The organism is Roseburia sp. AM23-20, from assembly GCF_003470905.1.
Lineage (GTDB): Bacteria > Bacillota > Clostridia > Lachnospirales > Lachnospiraceae > Roseburia > Roseburia rectibacter.
In genome coordinates this window covers 78,442-105,282 of record NZ_QRHS01000006.1, presented here as the reverse complement: position 1 = coordinate 105,282, position 26,841 = coordinate 78,442, and the positions used below count along the sequence as shown (strand labels likewise).

General features: G+C 40.7%; 24 protein-coding genes and 1 CRISPR repeat array. Of the genes, 21 read left to right on the top strand and 3 right to left on the bottom strand.

From position 1 onward, the window contains the following. Positions 1-83 precede the first annotated feature (83 nt). The 12 genes from DW650_RS07105 to DW650_RS07045 all read left to right on the top strand — a co-directional run bounded on the left by DW650_RS07105 (position 84) and on the right by DW650_RS07045 (position 14,779). Complete coding sequence (locus DW650_RS07105; RefSeq protein WP_118209459.1) at positions 84-1,322, top strand: AAA family ATPase; 1,239 nt, start codon at positions 84-86, stop codon at positions 1,320-1,322. A 2-nt stretch (positions 1,323-1,324) separates the two neighbouring features. Then, positions 1,325-2,023 carry a HEPN domain-containing protein gene (locus tag DW650_RS07100; RefSeq protein WP_242655460.1) on the top strand — a complete coding sequence of 233 codons (699 nt, stop codon included), beginning with the start codon at positions 1,325-1,327 and terminating at the stop codon, positions 2,021-2,023. Positions 2,024-2,168: 145 nt separating this feature from the next. Beyond that, positions 2,169-3,230, top strand: a complete 1,062-nt coding sequence (locus DW650_RS07095) for a PTS transporter subunit IIC (RefSeq protein WP_118209458.1) — start codon at positions 2,169-2,171, stop codon at positions 3,228-3,230. Positions 3,231-3,354: 124 nt separating this feature from the next. After that, positions 3,355-4,014, top strand: a complete 660-nt coding sequence (locus DW650_RS07090) for a GTP pyrophosphokinase (protein ID WP_117921982.1) — start codon at positions 3,355-3,357, stop codon at positions 4,012-4,014. Continuing rightward, positions 4,004-5,944: an EAL domain-containing protein gene (locus DW650_RS07085; protein ID WP_243006895.1), complete on the top strand. Its 1,941-nt coding sequence runs from the start codon at positions 4,004-4,006 to the stop codon at positions 5,942-5,944. The genes DW650_RS07090 and DW650_RS07085 overlap by 11 nt, the downstream gene beginning before the upstream one ends. A gap of 10 nt (positions 5,945-5,954) precedes the next feature. After that, complete coding sequence (locus DW650_RS07080) at positions 5,955-6,692, top strand: LytR/AlgR family response regulator transcription factor (RefSeq protein ID WP_055195497.1); 738 nt, start codon at positions 5,955-5,957, stop codon at positions 6,690-6,692. Next, positions 6,689-7,948 (top strand): sensor histidine kinase, encoded by a 1,260-nt coding sequence (locus DW650_RS07075; protein WP_117921983.1) that lies wholly within the window; start codon positions 6,689-6,691, stop codon positions 7,946-7,948. Before DW650_RS07080 ends, DW650_RS07075 begins: the two co-directional genes overlap by 4 nt. 180 nt (positions 7,949-8,128) lie before the next feature. After that, the gene (locus DW650_RS07070; RefSeq protein ID WP_243006896.1) at positions 8,129-8,740 is read left to right on the top strand and encodes an isomerase; all 612 of its coding nucleotides are present in this window, start codon (positions 8,129-8,131) and stop codon (positions 8,738-8,740) included. Positions 8,741-8,752: 12 nt separating this feature from the next. Next, a complete protein-coding gene (locus DW650_RS07065) occupies positions 8,753-9,274 on the top strand; it encodes a LemA family protein (protein WP_015521477.1) in 522 nt (173 codons plus the stop codon). Positions 9,275-9,294: 20 nt separating this feature from the next. Then, a complete protein-coding gene (locus tag DW650_RS20005) occupies positions 9,295-11,124 on the top strand; it encodes an InlB B-repeat-containing protein (RefSeq protein ID WP_243102880.1) in 1,830 nt (609 codons plus the stop codon). Between the two features lie 222 nt (positions 11,125-11,346). Further along, positions 11,347-12,825, top strand: coding sequence for a DUF1846 domain-containing protein (locus DW650_RS07050; protein WP_117921985.1), 1,479 nt, complete (start codon positions 11,347-11,349; stop codon positions 12,823-12,825). A 49-nt stretch (positions 12,826-12,874) separates the two neighbouring features. Beyond that, complete coding sequence (locus DW650_RS07045) at positions 12,875-14,779, top strand: ABC-F family ATP-binding cassette domain-containing protein (protein ID WP_117921986.1); 1,905 nt, start codon at positions 12,875-12,877, stop codon at positions 14,777-14,779. Between the two features lie 41 nt (positions 14,780-14,820). Here DW650_RS07045 and DW650_RS07040 read toward each other — a convergent pair whose 3' ends face one another. The 3 genes from DW650_RS07040 to DW650_RS07030 all read right to left on the bottom strand — a co-directional run bounded on the left by DW650_RS07040 (position 14,821) and on the right by DW650_RS07030 (position 17,881). Beyond that, complete coding sequence (locus tag DW650_RS07040) at positions 14,821-16,464, bottom strand: sensor domain-containing diguanylate cyclase (protein ID WP_243006898.1); 1,644 nt, start codon at positions 16,462-16,464, stop codon at positions 14,821-14,823. A 188-nt stretch (positions 16,465-16,652) separates the two neighbouring features. Next, entirely contained in the window at positions 16,653-17,102 is a 450-nt protein-coding gene (locus DW650_RS07035; RefSeq protein WP_117921993.1) for a threonine/serine exporter family protein, read from the bottom strand. A gap of 5 nt (positions 17,103-17,107) precedes the next feature. Then, on the bottom strand, positions 17,108-17,881 hold the full coding sequence (locus DW650_RS07030; RefSeq protein WP_118209457.1) for a threonine/serine ThrE exporter family protein: 774 nt from the start codon (positions 17,879-17,881) through the stop codon (positions 17,108-17,110). 879 nt (positions 17,882-18,760) lie between these two features. Between DW650_RS07030 and DW650_RS07015 the strand changes: the two genes are divergently transcribed. The 9 genes from DW650_RS07015 to DW650_RS06970 all read left to right on the top strand — a co-directional run bounded on the left by DW650_RS07015 (position 18,761) and on the right by DW650_RS06970 (position 26,830). Further along, positions 18,761-18,928, top strand: a complete 168-nt coding sequence (locus DW650_RS07015) for a membrane-spanning protein (protein ID WP_117921989.1) — start codon at positions 18,761-18,763, stop codon at positions 18,926-18,928. Next, positions 18,919-19,572, top strand: coding sequence for a stage V sporulation protein AA (locus tag DW650_RS07010; protein ID WP_117921990.1), 654 nt, complete (start codon positions 18,919-18,921; stop codon positions 19,570-19,572). The genes DW650_RS07015 and DW650_RS07010 overlap by 10 nt, the downstream gene beginning before the upstream one ends. After that, positions 19,562-20,008: a stage V sporulation protein AB gene (locus DW650_RS07005; RefSeq protein ID WP_117921991.1), complete on the top strand. Its 447-nt coding sequence runs from the start codon at positions 19,562-19,564 to the stop codon at positions 20,006-20,008. The genes DW650_RS07010 and DW650_RS07005 overlap by 11 nt, the downstream gene beginning before the upstream one ends. Before the next feature lie 1,089 nt (positions 20,009-21,097). Next, positions 21,098-21,433 (top strand): DUF3837 domain-containing protein, encoded by a 336-nt coding sequence (locus tag DW650_RS06995; RefSeq protein ID WP_118209453.1) that lies wholly within the window; start codon positions 21,098-21,100, stop codon positions 21,431-21,433. A gap of 276 nt (positions 21,434-21,709) precedes the next feature. Further along, positions 21,710-22,362: direct repeats of the CRISPR family, unit length 29 nt; unit sequence GTTTTACATTACCTATGAGGAATTGACAC. A 142-nt stretch (positions 22,363-22,504) separates the two neighbouring features. Then, positions 22,505-23,302: a reverse transcriptase domain-containing protein gene (locus DW650_RS06990; protein WP_117922348.1), complete on the top strand. Its 798-nt coding sequence runs from the start codon at positions 22,505-22,507 to the stop codon at positions 23,300-23,302. Further along, complete coding sequence (cas1, locus tag DW650_RS06985) at positions 23,299-24,411, top strand: CRISPR-associated endonuclease Cas1 (protein WP_158570891.1); 1,113 nt, start codon at positions 23,299-23,301, stop codon at positions 24,409-24,411. The genes DW650_RS06990 and cas1 overlap by 4 nt, the downstream gene beginning before the upstream one ends. Before the next feature lie 286 nt (positions 24,412-24,697). Then, positions 24,698-25,030, top strand: a complete 333-nt coding sequence (gene cas2, locus DW650_RS06980) for a CRISPR-associated endonuclease Cas2 (RefSeq protein WP_330414608.1) — start codon at positions 24,698-24,700, stop codon at positions 25,028-25,030. A 19-nt stretch (positions 25,031-25,049) separates the two neighbouring features. Continuing rightward, positions 25,050-25,412, top strand: coding sequence for a hypothetical protein (locus tag DW650_RS06975; protein WP_117922351.1), 363 nt, complete (start codon positions 25,050-25,052; stop codon positions 25,410-25,412). Positions 25,413-25,423: 11 nt separating this feature from the next. Further along, complete coding sequence (locus DW650_RS06970; RefSeq protein ID WP_117922352.1) at positions 25,424-26,830, top strand: TM1812 family CRISPR-associated protein; 1,407 nt, start codon at positions 25,424-25,426, stop codon at positions 26,828-26,830. The last annotated feature ends 11 nt before the right edge of the window (positions 26,831-26,841 follow it).

Sequence of the window (26,841 nt, the reverse complement as noted above, 5' to 3'; positions counted from 1 at the left end):
AATGTGAATATTTCACAAAAGCAATGTATAAATTATTGACATGAAATATTTAGAAACATATAATGTGATTGGAGGTGTGGGATATGTTACTTGAATTTTCATGCAGTAATTATAAGGCAATTAAGGAGAAAATAGTATTTTCCATGGTTGCAGGAAGTGATAAATCACATCAGGAAGAATTGTATGAATTTGATGATTACCGGGTGTCAAGAATCACATCTGTATATGGTGCAAATGGTGCTGGAAAAAGTACATTGATTGATGCGGTAGGGTATCTAGGCTTTTTGGTGAGGGAATGTGTGAAATTTCAGGAAGGAGATAAGATTCCGAGAACACCACATAAACTTTCAGCAGAGAAACCGACAGCGTTTGATATTCAGTTTGTTGTGGATGGAATACGTTATGCGTATGGATTTTCCATGAATGATGTTGAGTTTCTGGATGAGTATTTGTATCATTTTCCATCTGGAAGACAGGCGAAGATATTTGAACGTGAAGGTACAAAGTTTTCATATGGAATAAAGTATAAGAAAGAACTGTCTCAACTGGAGAGTAAGACAAAAAGTAATAAATTATTTCTGACTACGGCAGAAGCGTGGTGCAGTTTAAAGGAAATCATTCATCCTTTCAGGTTTTTTAAAGAAGAATTGATTGTTCATGGAATTGGACCTGATAATTGGTTTGAATACTCTGCAGAACAGATTCGGACAAATTCTGGTATGAAACAAATATTAGTTGTGTTCATGCAAAAAATAGGAATTCCAATTAAGGATATCCAGGTAAAAATAGAAAACAGACAATTGACAACACAGGATATGCCGCTTGAATTATTAAATAAGGTCCAGATGTTAACTGGTATGGGTTCATTGCAGACAATAGAAGTAAAGTTTGTATATAAAGATTATATTTTGAATATCAATGAGGAGTCACAGGGAACACAGAAACTTTTTAAATTGCTATGTCCGTTTATAGATGTGCTAGTCAATGGAAAAGTGTTATTTTATGATGAACTTGAAGCTAGTCTCCACCCTGCACTTGTAGATGAATTAATCCACACATTTAAAAACTGGAAAAGTGAAAAAAATCCACAATTAATTTTTTCCTCCCATGATACAAGTTTGTTGGATCTGGATTTATTCCGCAGAGATCAAATATGGTTTGCAGAAAGAAATCCCGGGTTGTGCACGACAGAGTATTATTCTTTAGTGGAATTGAAAAATGTCAGAAAGGATGACAATATAAAAAAAGGATATATCAATGGTCGATATTCGACAATTCCGTTAAAGGGAAGCAGTTTGATCGAAGTTTTGGGAGGTGAATAAATTTGGAACGAAAGCTAGGACTCAGTTCCAGAAATGAAAATTCCAGAAATATGTTAGTGCCGGATATGCACGTTTCAAAACTTGATGAAATGTATGAACAGTTTTGCAAAAATGTGGAAACGGTAAAAGAAAAGTTTCATATTGCAGAACAATTAGATAACGTTCATGAAGAAAAAGCAGTAAAAGATATTTATCGGTCACAGATTGTGTTTTTGGAAAGTGCACTGGATTATTATATGCATTGTCTTGGAATTTATGCGATGGTACAAATGTATAATAATCACTGGGATAAAACACGGGGATATTCCGATTTAAAGGTGCCGATTGATAAGGTAATGGATGCTGTTATGCATCCCGAAAATACAGGGTGGATTGACGCGGTAATTGTGTCTTACCATGCATCAAAAACATATATGAGTGCGAAAGAGATTAAGGGGCAGTTATCATTAATTGTTGGAAAAGATTTTTTTGATAAAATAGCAAATGAAATGTTTTATGACAAGGAGAGCAGAGTGAAACCAGCAGACAAATTGGCAAGAGCATTGACAGATTTGTTTGAACGCAGAAACAAGATAGCACATCAGGCAGATAGAAATCACCAGACGGGAGATTTGTATGATATTAACCGGCAGGATGTGGAAAATGCAATAGGTGTTGTTGAAACATTTGTTACAACTGTTCATAAGTTATTAACGGAATAAGAGTACTGCATGACATAAAAAAGCAAGGGACAACATCCCTTGCTTTTTTCTCCCCTCTGTGCTACACTGTCACAAGCTGACAAGACACATGTTAACCACATGAAAAACAGCAAAGAGGAGTAAGAAACTCCGGATTGGAGAAATTATGGAAAAAGTAAAGGCATTTTGTAAACGGAAAAACATTGAGATATCCGTCAAGCGCTACCTGATTGATGCACTTGGTGCGATGGCACAGGGATTATTTGCATCGCTTTTGATCGGAACAATCATCAGTACACTTGGAACGCAGCTTCATATTCCGATTCTTGTGACAGTCGGAACTTACGCGAAAGCGGCAGTCGGACCGGCCATGGCGATCGCAATCGGATATGCACTGCAGGCAGCGCCCTTAGTACTGTTTTCACTTGCGGCAGTCGGTGCGGCGGCAAATGAACTTGGCGGGGCAGGTGGGCCGCTTGCGGTACTTGTGGTTGCAATTTTTGCAGCAGAATTCGGAAAAGCAGTTTCCAAAGAGACAAAAATCGATATTATTGTCACTCCGTTTGTGACCATTTTTGTCGGGGTCGCGCTTTCTATCTGGTGGGCTCCGGCGATCGGTGCGGCAGCGAGTGCAGTTGGCAATGCGATCATGTGGGCAACGGAACTGCAGCCGTTTTTCATGGGAATCATTGTATCAGTGATCGTAGGAATCGCACTGACACTGCCGATCAGCAGTGCTGCGATCTGTGCCGCACTTGGACTTACCGGTCTTGCAGGAGGGGCAGCACTTGCAGGATGCTGTGCACAGATGGTTGGATTTGCAGTGGCAAGTTTCCGCGAAAATAAATGGGGCGGACTGTTTGCACAGGGAATCGGTACATCGATGCTTCAGATGGGAAATATCGTAAAAAATCCACGTATCTGGCTGCCGGCGACATTGGCGTCTGCAATCACCGGACCGATCGCAACGTGTCTGTTCCATTTACAGATGAATGGTGCAGCAGTTTCCTCCGGTATGGGAACCTGTGGACTGGTCGGACAGATCGGTGTCTATACCGGGTGGATTGCAGATATTGAAGCGGGAAGCAAAACAGCCATCACACCAATGGACTGGATCGGACTGATCTTAGTCAGTTTTATTCTGCCGGGCATTTTATCATGGCTTTTTAGTGTGCTGTTCCGTAAAATCGGCTGGATCAAAGAAGGTGATATGAAGCTGGACTTATAAATCGGTAAAAGTTTAGAAATAAATCCCCAATAATAAGGAAAGTATGGTATACTGTAAATAGTAGTCATTACAGGGACGCTATGTATAAAATTACATTTTGCGCTGCAAAATAAGGAGGATTTTTATGGATAAGCCATTCACCTTAAGTGAGGGCGTTGACAGTTGGAACACGATTATTTTTTTATACAATTCCGCATTGAAGGAGGTACGTACCAAAGTTGAAATCTTAAACGATGAGTTTCAGCAGGTACATCAGTACAACCCAATAGAATATATTAAGTCAAGGATCAAGACGCCTGAGAGTATTGTGAAAAAGTTAAAGCGTTACGGATATGAGTCGTCGATCGACAATATGGTTAATTATGTCAATGACATTGCAGGTATCCGTATTGTCTGCTCTTTTACTTCTGATATTTATAAGCTTGCAGAGATGATTGGAAAACAGAACGATCTGACCGTTATTTCCATCAAGGATTACATTAAAAATCCGAAGGAGAGCGGTTATAAAAGTTATCATATGCTTGTAACTGTTCCGATATTTTTATCGGACTGCGTGATCGATACCAAGGTGGAGATACAGATCCGGACGATGGCGATGGATTTCTGGGCAAGCTTAGAGCATAAGATCTATTACAAATTTGAGGGAAATGCGCCCGGCTATATCAGCAGGGATCTAAGAGAATGTTCCGATATTGTTTCTATGCTGGATGCAAAGATGCTCCAGCTAAATGAAGCAATCATACAGGCGAAAGAAGCACAGGAGGAGCAGACGGGTGCAGTATAATTACGACTTCGAGATTATGTCACTCGTCATTTTTGTGGTTATCAGCGGTCATTTCCTGTTGATCAGACAGTTCCCAACGGTTAAGTCGAAAGTATTTGGCAGACTGCTTTGGGTGTGTCTTGGCGAGTGTATCGCAAATATTTTATCATGTATTGGACTGGCAAATGCAGCAATCGTTCCGCTAATCTGGAACGAATTGTTTGCGTTTGCTTTTTTTGCGTTGGAAGGAGCGGCTTCTTATCTGATGTTCCGCTATATGGAAGAGGTATGCAGCTTTTCCGGAGTAGCAGGTCGGATGATAAAATACATGGGAAAAGTCCCGTTTTTCTTTTTCGAGATCATGCTTTTAGCGACACCGTGGATGGGCTTTTTCTTTTATTTTAAAGATGGCAGCTATTATCAGGGAAATTTTGCATGGTTTGGCTATGTGTATATTGGATACTATTTTTTTATGAACCTGCTTCTTGTGTTTTTGGGGAGAGCGCGTATTGAGACGCGGATCAAGGTAATCGTTATCTTATACAGTATTGTGGCAGTTCTTATGGTGGTGCTTCAGTATGAGAGAAAAGAAATGCTGCTTACCAGTGCGGCAAATATGCTGTTTATTCTGATGATCTATATGGCAATGCAGAATCCGTCTGCTTATATTGACAGTGAAACCAGAACCAGTGATGAGCAGGCATTTCTGATCCAGATGAAAAATGTAACGGAGCAATCCGGCAAAAAAGTATTTTTTGTGGTACATATCAGACAGATGCATCATATCGAAATGCTTTTAGGATATGAAAACAGCAGGCGGCTGTTTGCCGAAGTGGGACATTATCTTACCGCACTGTGTGGAAAGTTCTGTGTGTTTCGCAATGCGGAGGATACATTTACCATTCTGCTGGATGAGGGAAAAGAAGAACACATAAAGGGGCAGATCAAAAAAAGATTTGAACAGGATTTTCATGTGTCTGGCAATTCGATTTCTTTAAATGAGATCATGATCACCCTGCATTATCCAAGAGATTTTTGTTCTCTGGCAGAGTACAGGGCACTGTATGGATATTTGCTGGAAGCGGCACAAAATTCAGGGAAACAGATCTTTTTTGAGGTGGATGAAGCCGTAAAAAAAGACTATTACCGAAGAAATAAGGTAGAGCAGGCGGTGGATCGTGCAATTACGGAAAACAGATTTGAAGTATATTATCAGCCGATCTATTCCCTAAAAGAAAAATGTGTTGTATCATTAGAGGCGCTGGTGCGTCTGAAGGATGAAAAACTTGGAGCCATTCCACCGGATGAGTTTATTCCGTTGGCGGAGCAAAACGGAACGATCACACAGATCAGTGAGATCGTACTTGAAGAGTGCTGCCGTTTTCTGGCAAAACATGTACTTCCAAATCCATCGCTTGGGATACGGACGATTCATGTAAATATTGCTGCAGCGCAGTGCCTGAACCGGAATCTGAAAGAAAGCATACTGCCAGTGTTAGAGCGTTATCATGTGCCGACACATATGATCACACTGGAGCTGACAGAGCGGACAGCGATTGAAGCGCCAAAGCTGATGTTATGGCACATGCAGGAGTTTGGCAAAATCGGCATGGGGTTTGCAATGGATGACTATGGAAACGGCAATTCAAACTGTTCTTATCTGATCCGTTTTCCATTTCGGGAAATCAAGATTGATAAAGACATGACCTGGTCCTATTTTGAAAATCCAACTGCAAAAATCGTGATTGAAAATGAAATAAAGACGATACAAAAACTTGGTATTCCGCTGATCATGGAGGGCGTGGAAAAGAAAGAACAGAGTGATGCCTTAGAGGCACTTGGTGTGGATATGATCCAGGGATATTATTACGGGAAACCGATGCCGGAGACGGAGTGTCTGCGCTATATCAGAAGAATGCATTTTGCCAAAGAGGATTACGGAAAGAGTTGATGGAAAGTTTATGCTAAAAATAGCATTTTGTGATGATGATTTAGAAATATTAAAAGAACTTGGTATCTTATTGGACAAATATAAAAAAGAAAGAGACGAAGACCTTACCTATACGGTATTTCAGAGTCCCTTAGAGTTACTGGCCGCGATTGAGAAAGGGTTTTCTTTCGATATTTTATTTTTGGACATTTTAATGCCGGGGGAAAACGGAATTGAGACTGCAAAAGAAATCAGACAGTATGATAATAATATGAAAATTATTTTTCTTACCTCATCTCCGGAGTTTGCAGTACAGTCTTATACGGTCGGGGCATATTTTTATCAGTTAAAGCCAGTCTGGGAGGAAAGCTTTTTCCGGCTGATGGATTCCGTGCTTGCAGAGTGCACAAAGACACAGGAAAACAGTCTGATTCTGCGGAGCAAAGAAGGAATTACAAGAATTGACCTTGAAAAGTTAGAATATTGTGAAGTGATAGGACGGACGCTCTTTTTTCATCTCGGAAATGGAAAAGTATTTGAGAGTGTCGGCAGTTTAGACGATTTATTTTTGCAGTTAAAGCCTTATGGCAATTTTTTACGGCCACATCGGTCATTTCTGGTAAATATGGATTATATACAGAATATTTCTTACCGTGCAATTAAACTGATAAGTCTTGCAGAAATACCAATCCCGCATGGGAAATGCTCGGAGATAAAGAATAAATATCTCGAGTATGCGTTTAACAGAAAGCAGGTATTTTTATCATGAATCTTCTTTATGTAACAAATGGTGCAGCAGTCGGGATATTCGGCATGGTTTTGTCCGGGGCTTTTTGTGATATTCACTGGACGAAAGAAAAACGGGAATTTCTTGTTGGAAGTATTTTTGTGCTGCTTGCCATACAGGGCGTGATGTATCTGTTGGCCGGGGCAGCGACGATCCGTTATCTTTATCCTGTGATCACACATGTCCCGATGTGTATTGCCCTTTACATTTTAACGAAAAAACGTCTGTGGACAGTGATTTCCGTGCTGACTGCTTATCTCTGCTGTCAGCTTCGCAGGTGGGTGGCACTTTTTATAATGGCTGTGTTTGTGAACAGTGAAACGGTGCAAAATGTGACGGAACTGATTGTTACACTGCCGTTATTATTTCTTTTACTGCGCTTTGTGGCACCCTCGGTGCGGGCAATATCAAATTATCCCGTGTCAATACAGCTTCAGTTCGGGTTGATTCCGGCATTGGGATACGGCTTTGATTACCTGACGAGAGTTTATACGGATTTACTTTCAGAAGGTATACCCGCGGCAGTGGAATTTATGCCGTTCGTCTGCTGTATTGCTTATCTGGTGTTTGTGCTTCGTACTTCAGAGGAGGAGCGGAAGAAAAATGAACTTGAGCAGATGCAGAGCTGTCTGAATCTCCAGATTTCCCAGGCGGTCCGCGAGATTGAGGCTTTGAGGGAGTCGCAGAAAGATGCCAGTACCTACCGGCATGATTTAAGACATCATATGCAGCATCTGTTATCATGTATCGAGAATGGAAAAATTGAACAGGCAGAAGGCTACATTCATGAAGTATGTGCGCAGATTGAGGCAGGCAGGGTAAAAAATTACTGTGAGAATGAGACGGTCAATCTTATTTTTTCCTCTTTTGCAGGAAGGGCGGAAAGTGCTGGTGCTACAATGAACATAAAAGCGGTGGTACCATATATTCTTCCGGTTTCGGAGACAGATTTGTGTGTGCTTTTATCAAATGCGTTAGAAAATGCACTCCATGCGTGTACAGCACAGGAACAGAAGGGAACGATAGATATTTTAGCGTATGAGAAGAACGGGAGGTTCTTTTTTCAAGTCACGAATCCATGCAGAAAAGAAGTAGCATTTGAAAACGGTGTTCCGGTTACCGACCGGCCGGGGCATGGAATCGGCGTACGCAGTATTTGTGCAATTGTTGACCGGTATGGCGGTATGTACAGCTTTCTGGTAGAAGATAATAAATTTATTTTACGCGTTTCTTTATAAGGTGCAGCTTTATGCTGCACTTTAAAAGAAACAATGAAACTACAAGTGAAGAATAAAAAGATGTCGATTGAGTGCACATTATAGTCGATTCAGAACAAGTTAATCCACTGCAGCACAAAATACGGTACATTAATGTCAACAGAGAGAAATGAAAAACAAATGACAAAGGAGAGAAAAATTATGAAAAGAAAAATTTTAGCAATTATGTTGAGTTCAATGCTGGCATTCTCTTTTACCGCCTGCGGGAATACCGAGGAGACTGCTGATGGCACAGTGACAAACGCAGAGGCAGATGTAGATGTGGCAGATACTGGCACTGATGTGGAGACCGATGCGGCAGAGAACGATGCAGCAGATATTGTTGTGGACACAGAGGCAGCAGATGCACAAAGCGAAGATGTGGAAACAGATTCTACCGAAGACTTATTCTGCCTGCTTGATGTGCCGATTTTAGAGATGCCGGACTTAGCAGGAACAACCTGGAGTTTCTGTGGGGGTAACATTGGCGGTGTGCAAATGACACAGGACGATTATGATGCTGCATTAGAGCAGTATGGCGGAAAATTGGAGATCGTGTTTAGCGATGATGGTTCCACTGTACAGATGGTACAGGGAGGTGGAACGTTAGACGGTGTCTGTGAATATCATTATGAGGATGAAGGTGTGCGTTTAACATTTGACAATAACGGCACAGATCTGGTATACGCCTGCGTGTTTGCAGATTTTGACGGACTGACAATGGTAGCATTGTCCGATACTTCCGGATACAATGCAGTATATTTTGTACAGTAAAGGAGTATTTGAATGGAAATCTCTGTAATTGTTTGTTTGCTTGTGATTTTGCTTGCCATATGGATTGTTTCTGTACGGAAAAAATTAGCGATCATGGATGAAAATATCAATCATTCCATGAATCAGATCGGAGTGCAGCTTTCGTCACGGTTTGATGCGTTACTTTCCCTGCTTGATTTTACAAAAAAATATGCAGGATACGAGGCACAGACACTTACAGATGAAGTAAATGAAAAACGGTGTATCATTATGGAAACTTCCACACCGGAGGAGGTTTTGCGCCAGGAAGGTGTGATAAACGAGGTGCTTTTCCGGACACAGACGGTTTTAGAAGAATATCCGGGTTCGACTGATGAAAATGAATACATCAAATGTATGGACGCGGTAGAGTGTTATGAAAAAATGGTGCAGACCAGCCGACTGATTTATAATGATTCGGTGACAAAATTAAACAGAGAGCTTCACATTTTCCCAACCAGTGTACTTGCACATATGCTCGGATTTGAAAAACGGGATTATCTGGTAGAAAATTAGCAGAAAAGGAGATGCAAAGGATGAATAAGTTACACAGAAGCAGGTACATAAATGTAGTTGTATCAATGATGATGGCATTTTTGATGCTTGCTGCAATGGGAACGACACAGGTACATGCAGCACAATATACAACGGGAACGATTGATCCTGCCGAATTGAAAGCTGGAGATGTGGTTTACAGGGGGGTTCAGTTAACGGTAGACAGACAGATTGTGGTTTGTAAAAAGTGCAATATGATATGGATTACGACGGGCACGGATTACGGTACTGGAGACATGAAACGCTCTGAGGTGGTGGCTACGGAAGCCCATAAGGATCATCCGGATAAGGTGGGGTATAGCGAGTTTAACTGGTATTTTAATCTTGACAGCTCCGGCCCATTGTTAAAAAATACGCCATATACGATCGTAGAAAATGCTAACATTAAATATAAGATTATCTACAATACAAACGGTGGCAGTCAGATAGCAGAGGGAAATCAGACGAACCTGCCAGATCCGCTGCCAGCTGCGACGAAAGATGGATATGATTTTGTCGGCTGGTATACAGATGCAGATTTTACGACGATTGCGCGGCCGGGACAGGCACTTACTGCCGATACGACTCTTTATGCAAAATGGGTAGAACACAGGCACACATTTAGGGATGAGTGGAGCAGCAATGATACGTCCCATTGGCATGCTGCCACGTGTGAACACACCACAGAAAAAAAGGATGAAGCAGCTCATGTTTATGGAACAGCAGGTGTGGAAAGATATACCTGTAGTGTCTGCAAATATGTAAGTGAAACAAGAAAAAAAGAAGCTGAGGCTGCAGATAAAAACATTAAATACAAGATTACCTATAATACAAACGGTGGCAGTCAGATAGCAGAAGAAAAGCAGACGAGCCTGCCTGATCCGCTGCCGGCTGCGACGAAAGATGGATATGAGTTTGCCGGCTGGTATACAGATGCAGATTTTACGACGATTGCGCGGCCTGGACAGGCACTTACTGCCGACACGACTCTTTATGCAAAGTGGGTAGAACACAGGCACACATTCAAGGATGAGTGGAGCAGCAATGATACGTCCCATTGGCATGCTGCCACGTGTGAACACACCACAGAAAAAAAGGATGAAGCAGCTCATGTTTATGGAACAGCAGGTGTGGAAAGATATACCTGTAGTGTCTGCAAATATGTAAGTGAAACAAGAAAAAGAGAAGCTGAGGCAGCAGATAAAAAGAATACGGAAAGTAAACCGGTAAAAGTAAAAAGGACAGAGGCAAAAGACGCAGCATTAAATTCGAAATTTAATGTGAAAGCAGGAAAGACGGTCAAGGTAACTTGGGGAAAAGTTAAAGATGCAGATGGTTATGATGTTTATATGGCATACTGCGGAAAAGATAAGGAAAAGGTTGTAAAGTCCGTAAAGGCAGCGGATAGTTTATCTGTTGAGATCAGCAAATTGAAAAAGAAAGGAATCAATCAGAAAAAAAATATAAAATGTCATGTTCTTGCATATAAGATGGTTGATGGCAAAAAAGTAACAGTTGCGAAATCGATCACGATACATGCAGCAGGAAAGAAGAATAAATCAGTAACAGATGCAAAAAGCATTAAACTGAAAAAGACTTCTTATGTATTGGCAAAAGGGAAAAAAGCTGTCGTAAAAGCTTCGATTGTCAAGAAGAATAAGAAACGTCCGATCATTAATCATATATCGGAATTCCGATATGCTACATCAGACAGTAAAGTGGCAGTGGTATCTAAAAATGGTAAGATCACCGCGAAAGGAAAAGGATCCTGTTCTATATATGTATATGCAACAAACGGATGTGCACAAAAAATAAAAGTTGTGGTCAAATAAGAGAGACAGGTATAAAGTGAAAATGAATGTGTAGGAGAAAAGCTGCCAATGATAGTGATAATATCATTAGGCAGCTTTTTATAATGAACAAAGGAAAAAGAAAACGTGTATTTTGACTGGATTATATAGTATAATATATTCCGTGTCTGAGAGAGAAATAAAACATAAGAGGATAGTGCGTGTGAAAAATAAGATTTTTCACACGCAAGAATGGGGATTAAGATGAGAATAGGATTTGATAATGACAAATATTTAAAAATTCAGTCGGAGCATATCAAAGAACGCATCAGCCAGTTCGGTGATAAGCTGTATCTGGAATTTGGTGGAAAATTATTTGATGATTACCATGCGTCGAGAGTATTGCCGGGATTTGCACCGGACAGTAAACTTCAGATGCTGATGCAGCTTTCGGATGTTGCAGAAATCGTAATTGTAATCAGTGCGGCGGATATTGAGAAAAACAAGGTGCGTGGAGACCTTGGCATTACTTATGATGTGGACGTTGTCCGTCTGATCGGAGAGTTTGAGAAAAAAGGACTCTATGTTGGAAGTGTGGTCATCACACAGTTTGCCGGACAAAATGGTGCAGTGCAGTTTCGGGAAAAACTCGAAAAACGTGGAATCAAAGTATATCAGCATTATAAGATCGAGGGGTATCCGTCGAATATTCCACTGATCGTCAGCGAGAATGGTTTTGGAAAAAATGATTATATTGAGACGACAAGACCGCTTGTGGTTATTACTGCGCCGGGGCCTGGAAGCGGAAAAATGGCAACCTGTCTTTCACAGCTTTATCATGAAAATATCCGCGGAACAAAGGCGGGCTATGCGAAGTTCGAGACATTCCCAATCTGGAATCTTCCGTTGAAGCACCCGGTCAACCTTGCATATGAGGCTGCAACAGCAGACTTAAATGATGTGAATATGATTGACCCGTTCCATCTGGAAGCATATGGAAAGACAACGGTAAATTATAATCGTGATATAGAAATATTCCCTGTTTTAAATGCCATTTTTGAGGGAATTTACGGTGAAAATACCTATTACAAATCGCCGACTGATATGGGAGTAAATATGGCAGGAAACTGCATCATCGATGATGAAGCCTGCTGCGTGGCATCTAAAATGGAAATTATCAGACGTTATTACACCGCAGTGAATAAGCTGGTAAGAGAAGAAGCGACCGAAAATGAAGTTTACAAGATCGAGCTTCTAATGAAACAGGCGAAGATTACAACAGACGACAGAAAAGTTACCGTTGCCGCAAAGAAGCGTGCGGAGGAATCAGGTGTTCCGACCGCAGCAATCGAACTTTCTGATGGAACAATTATTACATCAAAAACGTCTGATTTCCTTGGAGCATCAGCGGCATTGCTTTTAAATGCTTTAAAATATTTAGCTGGAATTGAACATGACGAGAAGCTGATCCGCCCGGAGGCAATTGAGCCAATCCAGGATTTAAAAGTACGTTTCTTAGGAGGAAAGAATCCAAGACTTCACACAGACGAGGTTTTGATTGCGTTATCTCTCGCGGCGGTTTCCAATGAAAATGCAAAATGCGCCATTGAGCAGATCCCTGCACTCCGTGGCTGTCAGGTGCATACGTCGGTTATGCTTTCCGAGGTGGATATTAAAATCTTCAAAAAACTGGGTGTGGATCTGACAAGTGAACCGGTACGCAGTGGATTGAAGCTGTACTAAATTTATTTGATGTATCATGAGCCATAGAATAAAGTGAAAGAGGAAATACATGAATCTGATTAATATAGAGAATCTGACAAAGGTCTATACCGAAAGAAAGTTATTTGATGGCGCGTCATTTTCGCTGCAGGATGGGGAGAAGGTAGGTATCATTGGTATCAATGGAACCGGAAAGACAACACTTCTGCGGATGATCATGGGGGAAGAGGAGACAGACGAAGGAACCGTTACGACGGCTAACCATGTGGTCATACGTTATCTGCCGCAGCATCCGGAATTTGATCCGGAAAAAAGCAGTCTGGAATGTGTACTGGAAGGAAATGTGACAGATGAAAACCGCTGGTCTGTTGAAAGTGATGCCAAGGCAATGATGACCCGGCTTGGAATTAAAGATTTCATGCAGCCTGCGGGACAATTATCCGGTGGACAAAGAAAGCGTCTGGCATTGATATCGGTACTTCTTTCCCCGGCAGATATTCTTTTGTTAGATGAGCCTACGAACCATTTAGATAATGATATGGCAGACTGGCTGGAGGATTATCTGAAAAAATGGAGAGGTGCGCTTATCATGGTAACACATGACAGGTATTTCTTAGACAGTGTGTGTAACCGGATCGTGGAGATTGATAAAGGAAAAATTTACAGTTATCAGGCGAATTACTCCGGGTATCTGGAACTAAAAACCCAGCGTCAGGAAATGGAAACAGCCAGTGAACGAAAACGTCAGTCGATCCTGCGTGTGGAACTGGAATGGATACAAAGGGGAGCAAGGGCACGTTCTACGAAACAGAAAGCACGCATCCAGCGTTATGAAGAGCTGAGAGATCGTGAAAATCCGGCGCAGGATTCACAGATGGAATTAAGTTCTATTTCTACAAGAATGGGAAAAACGACCGTGGAGCTGGAAAATATCTGTAAGGCTTATGGAGACAGAAAACTGATCGAGGATTTTTCTTATATCTTTTTGAAGGGAGACAGAGTTGGATTTATCGGACCAAACGGTTGTGGCAAGTCTACTCTGATGAAAATTATTGCAGGTATTATTCCGCAGGACTCCGGACAGGTCATTATCGGACAGACTGTGAAAATGGGATATTATGCGCAGGAAATAGCCTCAGAAAAAAATGAGGATGAAAATGAAATTGATCTGTCATATATGAACCCGGATCAGAGAGTGATCGATTATGTAAAAGATACGGCAGAATATATCCAGACTGTGGACGGAGTGATATCCGCAACCGTTTTATTGGAGCGTTTCCTATTTCCACCGGAAAAACAGTACAGTCCGATTGGAAAACTGTCAGGCGGGGAAAAGAAAAGATTAAATCTGCTCCGGGTATTGGCAACATCCCCGAACTTTATATTGCTGGATGAGCCTACAAACAACCTTGATATAGCTACGCTGACGATTTTAGAGGACTATCTGGACCGTTATGAAGGCATCGTTGTTACGGTATCGCATGACCGTTATTTCCTCGACCGGACAATGAAACGTATCTTTGCCTTTGAGGGAGACGGAAAACTGAAACAATATGAAGGCGGCTATACAGATTATGTAAACCGTCTTGCAGAAGAGGGCAGGACACCGGGAGAAACCGGACTGAATCAGTCTGCAGGTGCAGCAGGTAGTACACCGGGAAATTCAAAAAATCAGGAATCGGGAGAAAATGGAACCGTGAAAGCCGATTCGACTGCAACCTGGAAGCACGAAAAGAAACTGAAATTCAGCTATAAAGAGCAGAAAGAATACGAGACGATCGAGGATGATATTGCAGCACTCGAACTAAAGTTAGAAGATTTAGATAACGAGATGGCAGCGAATGCCACCAATGCAGCAAAGCTGCGGGAGCTGGTTGAGGAGAAAGAAAACGCAGAGAAAATGTTAGAAGAAAAGATGGACAGGTGGGAGTATTTAGAAGAGCTGGCGGCAAAGATCGCAGGGCAGCAGAGCTAGTGTACTGAATCATTGATACAGTACACTGGAAAGCCTGCCTGTCAGTCCACGTTCAGGACAAATGTATTCTTGCCGTTCTCTTTTGCCTGATACATTGCCAGATCTGCCTTGCGGATTAGCTGTGTATAGTCAAGTGTATCGCCCTGGGACATGACAATGCCGATACTGCACGGCACCGGCAGCACCTCGCCGGTCTGTTCGTTTACATGCTGCGTGCGCAGAATCTCAAGAATTTTGCCGGCATTATGCCGGATGCGTTCCGGTTCTAACTCACCGGCATAGCAAAATGCAAACTCGTCCCCTCCGATCCTGCCGACTGCACCGTGTATGTTTTCTTTAAGTGTCTGCGCTACGAACTGGATGACAGCATCGCCCTCCTGATGACCGTAATTGGTATTATAATCCCTGAAATCATCGATATCGACAAAGCCGAATGTGATCTGTTCATGGCTTTCAACCGCCCTTTGCACCATCGAAAGCATCTCTTTTTCAATCGCTTTTTTATTTTTGATACCGGTCAGAGGGTCGTTCTCTGCCATCTGTAAAAGTTTCTGCTGACGCTCTTTTTCTTTCCGGTCTGCCTGTTCCACATAGTCTAACAGCTCGTTGATACCCGCAGCCAGTTCACCTGTCTCATGTTTTTCCTGAATGTGAACGCGCAGGGAATAATCCTCACTTTCCCTGATTTGCGCAAATACCTGCAGAATATGGGTAATCGGTGCGAAAATTTTCTTTGTCATAAAATACTGTGTACAGCACACGCCGATGATGAGTGCAGAAAGACCGAGCGTGATCAGCATGCCATAGGTTCTTCCAGTCTGCTTCTGTGCACTCAGATTTTCAGTCACACGGATGCCCCAGCAGGTATTTTCCACATCGGAATAATATGTAATATAATCCTGTCTGTGATAGCGGTAGCGCACATAACCGGACGGATTTTTCTCATGGTCGATCGCATCCCATTTTTTCTGAAAATCATTGCGGTCGGAACTTTTAGAGACAAATGTCTTTAAGCTTCTCTTGTTTTTTGTGTCACCTGCCGTGATGATCGCCCCATTGCCGTCGAGAAGATAGAAAGTTCCATCTGCAAGCGTGTCCATATTCAGCCGCAGGTCGTCAAAATATGCCGTATCCAGCTCCTCCATCACATAGCCGATCAGTTCATTATTATAATAGACGCCGGTATAGGCGGGCACGACATTTTTCCTGCCGTCATCTGTTATACGCTCATACACGTCACCGATAATAAATTCGCCGGTCTGATATTTAGGATCGACATCTTTCATTGCACTGACAGTGCCCGGTTCGTACTCTTCACTTGAACTGACCACATGAAAATTCCGGTTTACCACAGAGATGCTCGCTACAAAGATACTGTATTTTTTGCGTTCCTTCAGCAGATTGTCTACATAGTTTTGTGCCAGAGGGCTTTCATTTTCCCTTAGACTGTAAAGGATCGCGTTCTGCGTCAGCTGATAACTCGCGATCATGTCCATCTCGTTATTGCGGTCCTGCGTAAAGTTTTTGATATTCATCACCTGATTTTCGCTGATCGCCCGCACATTCTGCTCCGTCAGCTCATCAATCTTGCGGTTCGTTTCATAAATGGAAAATATTCCGAAGATACCAAGCGGTATCAGGGTAAAAAGTAAAAGTAACCCTAAAATACTATGTTTTAATTTCATGTTTGCAGCTCCCCCCATCTGTTATCTATTTTATAGCGAAACTGTTGTTTACGTCAACTGTTGTCCACAACACCTGAAAAGATATTGATATTAGATGTGTATGATAAGACCATAGAGGTATTCCGGGAAACAATTGCAAATGCTTTGATCCATAGTGTGTGGGATGTAAGCGGAACCTTCCTGCGTTGTCAGGTGTGTCTGCTTTTTGTCCGGTGTTTCAATGCATTAAACCATGTCTGCGGCAGGGAGAATCCGAAAATGATACCCAGTACGATCGCACCGGCAACCTTGATCGTTTCCATGCCATAGCGGGAGAAATCTTTCATCTGGTTCATGATAAAGTAATAGGAAGTATAATAAATTCCCGCTCCAGGTACAAGAGGGAAAATACCAGCGATCAGATAAATAGTTACCGGATTTTTCCGAATGGCAGCGACAGTTCTTGAAAAGACTGTGAGAGCAAGTGTTGCGACCATATTTGCAATGACAGTACCGGTATCAAACTGCAGGCAGATCAGATATACGATCCATCCGATCGCACCGGTAAGTCCGCAGAAAATAAGCTCTGGTTTTGGCGCACAAAACAGTACTGCAAAAGAAAGTGTTGCGATCATACTGACAATAAACTGGATAAACATGGTTGTCATAAAATACCTCCTATTGCAAGATTGTAGATCGTCATGACAGTTCCGACGCCTGCCGCAATACAAAATGCCGTAAGAACAGCGTCAATCATGTGGATCGCACCGGAGAGATAATCACCGTTGAAGAAATCCCGGATCGAGGTCGTCAGCGCAATTCCAGGTACTAAGGGCATGATTGCACCGATAATGATCTTGTCATATAAAACAGGCAGTCCGACTGAAAATGTAATCAGACTGACGAGTGTCACAAAAGCACTGCCGAAAATGTTGGTGATAAATTTTGAGGTTTTCCGCTGTGCAAATTTTTTTAATATCAGATTCAAAAGCGCACCGGCGATAAATGCGATCACGCTGTCTAGCGGAGTTCCGCCAAACAGGTAGGCAAAACCACCGCTTCCAAGCCCGCAGAAAAATACTTCTGTCCATTTCTTACAGGTAGGAATCGCTTTGCATTCATCCAGACGCGTCCAGGCATCTTTTAAGGAGCATTCATGAGAGCAGATCTCTCTGGAAAGTTGGTTTAAGGCTGCAATACGTCCAAGATGCGTCTGACCGAGCGGAATGTGCCGGATCATACTGCACGCGTCATCTTTATTTTCATTTGCACTTGCAAAAATTCCATTTGAAAGTACATAGACATCATATTCTTCGATTTCATATGCTTCTAAGATATGCATTACGGTATCTTCCACACGGTACACTTCCGCACCATTTCTAAGAAGTGCATCGCCGGTCTCCACCGCTAAAGATAAAATTTCCTTTGTGACTGCCATGTTGCAGTTCCTTTCTACTATATGATAGGTCTGATAATGATAGCTGTTAAAACAGGTTTTTTCTTAATAACACTCATGAAAAAATAACATGTTTTTTTGTAAAAAGCAATCTGTCGTGTGAAAAAAATATATATTCAGATTAATATATGAGCTGTCCGCCAAATAATGGTTTGTTGGGCTATGAGTTCCCCGGCGAAGGGTGGCGTCGCAGTTTTGTGAGTGGCAAATTGCATCAAGCCGGGAATGTTTTGTTTCCGTTGTCCGAAAATAAGACAATCTAAATATGCCTGATGTAGGTTTTCTCGGAGTGACGTGTGCGTCTTAAATGCCCCATCCAGGGGCATTAAGACTTGTGCTGCCATCCGTGGCAGCACAACACTGTATTACGAACAGGCATATTAAGATTGTCTAATTTTCTTCCAAAGTCACAAAACGAGTCCCGGCTTGATGCGATTTGCCAGCCACTAAGTTGTGAACCACCCTTTGACGTGGAACTCATTTTATAACCTTGGCGGGTGCGTAAATTTTTAGGGTTTTGTGTCTGAATCTGATTAAAAAAATATTTCCAAATAACTATGTTTAATAGATTATTATTGGTTTGATAATACTGGCAAAACCGCAATGTATCCCGTTATGCCCGTGTTTATTGCCATACATATTTGAAAAAATATTCTGTGTTATTTGGTCTGGCAATTTACGCCCCCGATTTTGCGCAAGACGCCACTCACAAGCCTACGAAACACCATTTGGACGGGCGACTCATGTCCATACATAATATCCCAAAAAAGAGAAATAATAATTCGCATAGTCGGTGAAATATCAGATTTGCACAAAGAACGCAGAGTATGAAAAATTTTACAGGAAAAATGGAGGATTATGATGAATTGTAAAAAATACAGAGCTGTATTACTCGGAGTGATTGTCATGGCGCTGGTGGTCGGAGTATGTTTTTACACGAAATACAGGAAAGAAAATGAGATACCGACAGATGGCATATTGGTATATGACAGTTTGAACGACGGGGATGTGGATGAAACATGGGCGTAAATAACGAGACACTTTATTTAAAGATCGAGCAGAACACGATCGTTTTTGACCGGCATGTTGTGTTAAACGACATTGCAAAAATGGAGTGCACGAACGAGGCAGTCCTTCGTCAGCTGAAGCAGAAAAAAATATATAGTTTTACAGACCGGAAAGATGAAAAAAAACAGAAAAATCAGATGCAGGTTTTTTCGGTGTTAAAGATCATTGAGCAGATTCATGAGGATTATCCGTCATTGACAATCTCCAACGAGGGTGAAAGTGATTTTATCATAGAATACGTACCGGATCCGAAAAAGCCAAAGGTGATAAACGCGGTCAAAACAGTGCTACTTTGCATTATCATTTTTTTTGGTTCGGCATTTACGATCATGGCATTTAATAATGATATTTCTGTAACGGACGTATTTGATAAATTATATGGTCAGGTGATGGGAACAAAAGCAGGCGGTGTGACAGAGTTAGAAGTTTGTTACTGCATCGGGCTCGGACTTGGCATTATTTTATTTTTTAATCATGTGGGCAGGAAGAAGATCACACCTGATCCGACACCAATTCAGATCGAAATGCGTAAATATGAGAAAGACGTGGATACCACATTTATTGAAAATGCAGGAAGAGGAGGGCACAGCATAGATGTTTCTTAAACATATTCTGCTCGGCTTTTTAGGACTTGCATTTGGCGGTGCAGTTGCAGCAGGAACATTTGCTTTTGTGATCGTCATCGGTGTGGTGCCGCGTATGATCGGAAAGTGTAACCGTGCAGCAGGAACGCTCTGCTTTGAACAGGCGATCATCCTTGGTGGGATACTTGGAAATATTGTTTCTGTATTTTTGCAGATGCATCTGGCGTTTGGTCAGGTGTTTGGACATATTTTTCTTGGATTGTACGGACTATCTGCGGGAATATTTGTCGGCTGTATCGCAGTTGCCTTAGCTGAGATTCTGAACACATTCCCAATCCTGTTCCGCCGGGCAAAGCTGAAAGTCGGACTGCGGTGGATCATGTGGGCAATGGCAGCCGGCAAGACCTGTGGGGCACTTTATTACTTTGTAAGGAAGATCGGGGAAGGTTTGACGTAAGATGGATTTCAGATTAGAATAAGGTGTGAGCTATTTTTATGGGATGATCGACAAATGCTGTTTTGTGGGTGACATGAGTTTCCTCGTGTAGGGTGGTTCTGGGGGGTTACGATTGGCAAATTGCATCAAGCCGGGACTGTTTTGTTCCGTTGTACGAAAATAAGGCAAGTCTAAGTCAGCCTGATTTAATGTTTCTCGGAGTGACGTGTGCGTCTTAAACGCCCCGTCCGGGGGCATTAAGACTTGTGCTGCCGTCCGTGGCAGCACAACACTGTGTTACGGACAGGCAGACTAAGATTGCCTAATTTTCTCCCAAAGTCACAAAACAGGTCCCGGCTTAATGCGATTTGCCAGCCACTAAGTTGTGAGCCACCCTTAGCCGGGAAACTCATTTTACAACCTTGGGGTGCGTAAATTTTTGTGACGTTCATTTTAAAAATGTCGAAAAATCTCGACGAAATCTGTTATATCTATGCTTTTAACCATACATACTTGGAATAATAATCTGCATTATTAGTCTGGTAATTTACGAAATGATTAATGTAATGCAACATAGCAGATGAAACTTCAGACAAGTCATCAGGCTGAATATCCGTGATACAGCACATTAGGATTTTAAGCATATTTCCATTCGTGCAAATGTCAAAAATTCACACCCGCGCCCCCATTTTGAGATGAACCGCCAACCCAAATGGTGTTCACAACCTGACGATTGGCATCTTGCGCAAAGCCTGAGCTGATTTTGTGACTTTGGGAGAAAATTAGAAAATCTATCTCAATCTGATAATGGTCAGATTGAGATTGTGTGTCTGTAGATACACAGTGATGTTCTGCCACGGATGGCAGAACAAGGCTTCACGAGCCACGGATGGCTCGTTGAACGCCGGTCACGTCACTCCGAGAAAATCTAACTCAGACACACTTAGACTTTTCTTATTTTCGTACAATGGAACCAAAATTAACTCCGGCTTTGCGCAAGATGCCACTCACAGACCTGCGACACACCATTTGGACGGGCGACGCATGTCAACCACAAACCAGCATTTGGAGGATGCTTATTTTTACAATGAAGAAATGGAGAAATGAATCATGGTTACATCTATCGCACGCCAGAGTGTTATCATAAAATGCAACATGCAGAAATCTGTCCTGACCGGTAATTACGAATTTTACTATGCGGCAGGTCTTGTCACAAAGTTATCCGGAATCGGGTTCTCAGAGGATATCAGACCGGTTGAACTGGCAAATTTGTTACATGAAGAAATGAAAAAGACAGAACCAAAGGACGAACAGGAGAAGTATCTGTTTTCCATGTTGAAGGATTACAAACCGACAGAAGAGTACGATGAACAGATGAAAGAACTGCTGCTGTGGGGAAAAGGGGAGCAGTATCTGTGGACGGTGACAGTGCCGGAACAGGGATAGACACAGAAAAAAGTCCGTCGACCTCAAAGCCACTGTTTATAAGGCATGAGGGGATTTTTTTGTAAGTAAAATCACGGATTTATCAGGAAAAAAAAGAAAAAATCGTTCTAAAAGTCCGTCGATGTCAGTAGGTTTTTTTAAAAGAGCAGGAAATATTGGATTTATGCGGATTGCATGGTTTTTTAGAAAATAGGTCGACGGACTTTTTTGAAAAAAATGGGTTGAAATAAGGAAAATTTGAGAGTATGATATGTAAAGAAGCTGATAAAATCAGTTGTTTTACATTACCTATGAGGAATTGACACTTACAGCGTCCAAATTTTCATTGAACATTTCAAGTGCGTTTTACATTACCTATGAGGAATTGACACTTATGTGACAGATTCGTAATACTATTTTTAGCAGCATCTAATTTGTTTTACATTACCTATGAGGAATTGACACTTTTCCAATCTTTCCATCAAGATGGAATCTTAACTCGTTTTACATTACCTATGAGGAATTGACACCTGTTGCCAATCCCTGAAGATCTACATCGACAGTTAAGTTGTGTTTTACATTACCTATGAGGAATTGACACTACTTAGAGGCATATATATAGGTGTCATGCACATACCTAGTCCCGTTTTACATTACCTATGAGGAATTGACACATTTAATATTTCTACTGTGTTATCATGATTGGAATAGTTTTACATTACCTATGAGGAATTGACACCATCAATTATTTGCAGCATTGCATTTTTCGACGCAGCCACTTCAAGTTTTACATTACCTATGAGGAATTGACACTATAACCACTTATGAACATCATCATCCGTCCAATCTCCACGAGTTTTACATTACCTATGAGGAATTGACACCCTATGCCACAAATTCCCTTTAATGTTCCTAAAATACGTTTTACATTACCTATGAGGAATTAGCACATAAATCCGTGACGGTTGTTTTGCCTTTGCAATCTTATATTTACATGTATTACATTACATAAGCAAAATTGATACTGAAAATATTGAAACGAGTTTTACGTTCCTAATTAATGTTTATCCCTGAACAAAGGAGGATTGACGTATGGAATTAAGTATTGGTGATGTCCTTTCAGATGATAATATAAATACTGCTATGGAATCTCTGATGGAAAAAAGAGATAGTTGTGGCGTTGATGGGGTAAAGTTATCGGAATTGCCAGTATATTGGAGCGCAAATGGAGACAGAATAAAAAAGGCGATACTGGATGGAATCTATGTACCGGGCATGATCAATCAGATTGAAATTATAAATCAAAAGGGAAAACATCGTAAGATTTCTTTGATGAATTCGGTTGACCGTCTTATTTACCGTGCATTATTTCAGAAAATGAACCTTCTTTGGAAAAATGAATTTTCTGCCTGTTCATATGCTTATCAGGATGGAAAAGGGGTATTGGCGGCTGTAAAACAGGCAGCACAATACATAGAAGAGGGGAATATATGGTGTATTGAACTTGATATACACAATTTTTTTGACAATATAAATCAGGAATTACTGCTTGAAAAAATTCGGGCAGAGATTTCAGATGAAAAAGTGATGAATCTGATCATTGTATATTTAAGATGTACAATACTGGATGATCACATTACATATCAGAAAGAAGAAGGAATACTTCAGGGTGGACCTCTGAGTCCGCTGCTCAGCAACATATACATGGATGCGCTTGACCATTATATGGAAGAGAAGAAGTATTCCTTTTGCCGCTTTGGAGATGATATTAATGTGTATGTAAAGACTTATGATGAGGCGGCTGCCTGTCTGAATACTGTCAGGGAATATATTATAAATGTGGAAATGCTTCCACTGAATCAGAAAAAACGGGAATATTTCAGGGCTTGAACCGCAAATATTTAGGATACCGGTTTGAGGAAAAGAATAAAAAAATTCTTATAAAAAAAGAAAAGAAAGCGTATCGGAGTGTTTACAGAGACTGGTATACGACAGGAATACAGAGGGTTGATAGTAACTACCATCTGATCAATGAGGGAATCCTTACGAAAAGAGATTTTAATGTCTTATTTGAAAGTAATGAGGGGAAAAAATATATTCCGGTAGAAGCAACCGATGCATTGTTTATTTATTCGAATGTAATAATTACCGGTGGATTTCTGGAGTTTATGAATCAGGTGGGACTTAATGTCTGTCTCATAGACAAATACGGGGAAAAGATAGGCAGTTTTGTCCCTCAGAATAATCGAAGAAATATCAAAACAGAATTAAAACAGTTAAGGATATATGACTCAGAAACAGAACGACTTGCCATGGCGAGAAAAATTGAAATAGCTGGGATATCGAATATCCGTGCAAATTTGAGATACTATGAAAGACGTAAAACATCAAAAGAACTGCAGGAAAATGTAGATGTGATGTCTGCCTGTATCAAACAGATGAATGAGGCAAAGAGTATCAACGAACTGATGCTGATAGAAGCGCAGGCGCGTCAGAGATATTACCAGTGTTTCAATTATATATTGGATAATAAAGATTTTCATTTTGAAAAAAGAACCAGACGTCCGCCACAAGATTCGATCAATGCAATGATAAGTTTTGGCAATACGTTGCTTTATCAAAGGATTGCCAATGAAATTAACAGGACAAGTCTTGATATCCGAATTGGAATAATTCATGCAGCAGGAAGCAGACAGGAAAGTCTGAATCTTGATCTTGCTGATCTGTTCAAACCGATACTTGTTGACAGGGCAATATTTACATTGATAAATCGTAAGGTGATCAGCAGTTCGGATTTTATTGAAGTGGAAAATAATGGAATATACCTTAGCAAAAGTGGAAAAAAGGCATTTATCAAAGAATTTGAAAATAAAATTTATCAGAAAGTAAAAATCGATGGAATTGATAGAACGTATGATTATATTATCAAAAGAGAAATACAAAATTTGAAGCGTGAGATTGAAACCGGCGAGGTGTATAAACCATATAAATATGTATGAGCAAAAAAGTCCGTTGACTTTAAAGTCGCTGTTTACAAGGCATCAAGAGAAAATTTCTGGTGTAAAGTCATTGATTTTCGTGGGAAAAATGGGTTGAAATAGAGGAATTTTAAGAGTATGATATATAACAAAGCTGATAAAATCAGTTGTTTTACATTACCTATAAGGAATCAACACAAGATGAGCCTTTATCACTATTACACAATAAAGGCTTATTTTTGTTGCGCTTATTTGCTGATTATACCTGTTGAAACCTTGAAAGATCAGAATAACTAAAGTATAATAAATGAATACAAATGTTTTACCAGGTGGAATTTTTATTAACCAGTTCATTGCCACACAGAGGATAAGGAACCGCATGTTTGTCATTCTTGTCTATGATGTAAATGTAAAAAGGACAAATAAGATACTGAAAATCTGCAGAAAGTATCTGATTCATGTTCAAAAATCTGTTTTTGAAGGAACGATTACAGAAGCTAAGTTGAACAAACTTAAATCAGAACTGGGACGTACCTGTAAAAAAGAGGAAGACAGCATTATGATATACAGGTTTGATTCTCTGCGTTATTCCAGCAAAGAGGTAATAGGACTATATACAACGGACGATAATTTTTTATGAAAGTGCTTTGATAAAACTTATGGACGATATATTTATTAATTTGACAAACCATCCTTCTGAAAAATGGGAAGAAAGTCAGCGGGTGGAAGCTCAGAAATATGGGAAGATCGTAGATATCCCCTTTCCAAATGTGGATGCATATGCGACAGAAACACAGGTTGAAGATTCAGGCAGAAAGATTGTTGAGAAGGTGTTAGAATACTCACCGGCGGCAGTGTTGTGTCAGGGAGAGTTTACACTGGCATTTCAGGTCATAAATATGCTGTTGGATCAGGATATAACAGTTGTAGCTGCATGCAGTGAACGGATTGTAAAAGAGGTTGGAAATAAAAAAGAGTCGTATTTTAATTTTAAAAAATTCAGAAAATATACGAGAAGATAAAGGGTGGAAATATGAATATTTTGCTGTTGTCCATGAGCAAACTGTCGGTAAGAGAGGGAATTATAGAAGAGAGTAAATGTAAATGGACAGATGAAAATAATACTGAGCATGAAATTGAATATTACAGTCAGTTAGAACCGATCACAAGAATGCTGATAGAAGCGGGCGAGATACCGGATGAAGTGATCATGCTCTGCACACGGGAATCTGTGGAGCAGGTGTCATTTATGCTTAAGGATGAGGAAAAAATAATGTCTCCGTGTGAGTTTTATCAGGAACGGATCAATCTCCAGTTGAAAAATGAAAAAGAGATCCATTATATAACGATGCCCCAGCGAAGAACGTTAAATTCAACCGATCTGGAAAGCAAAAGACAGGCGATTGCAGAGATCGCAGAATATGTTCTGAAAAAGAAAAAAGAGGCTGGAGATTTGAATCTCTGGATTGACACACAGGGCGGGCTGCGTGATATTTCATTACTTATGAATGCGGTTTTTTCATTATTGAAGACCAGCGATGTTGTTCCAAAAGGAATCTACTCCATCAATTTTGAAGGTGGAAAAGGAACAATTCAAAAGCAGAATGTTACCTATCAGATTTTTGATTTTGTCTCCGGAATGAATGAGTTTATCGAGTATGGACGGGCGGATCAGCTTCTGACCTATTATAAGAGTATTAAAGAAGAGATTCCGCCGGTAGTGCAGACAATGAATGATCTGTCTGAGGCGATCATGCTTTGCAATACAGATGAATTTGACAGACAGTTAATAGAACTCAGAAAGCAGATCAGAAAGGCAGATAAAAGCGACCCTCTATTTTCAGTTTTTATTGAGCAGATTAAAAATGATTATAAAAAAATATTAGATGATAATGCCACAAGTCTGGATATTGTTGAGTGGCTTGTGTCAAAGAAACTGTATCAGCAGACACTTACTTATATCGAGTCGAAAGTGCCGGCAGAATGGGAAGAAAAATATATCATACATTTTGAAAGTAATAAGGAAATACCAGAAGAAGTATTTCCGAAATATAATACGAACCCGTTTCCAAACGAATTGAACTATTACATAGGCATGTTACTGGATGTCAGTAAGCTGGATAAAGCTGAAAGTAAAATCAGTTTGATCAGTTCAGTGAATGAAATTCTTAAAATGAGATGGATGCAGATAGAAAAAGGATCCGATGCAACCTTTGATTATCCGAAGAAAGGAAGTCCGTATGTGATTACGGTAAGTACGAATGCGAATAATAAAAAGTTACTTTCGAAACAGATTTTAATGTACCGGATTATTAAGGATGAACGGAATAAATGGAATCATATGATGAATACAAAGCGCATGACACGGAAAGAATTAACTACCGTCATCAATGAATTCATTCAAAATGGCCGCAGACTATATGCGGATATACAAGCGTAGCACTGGATACA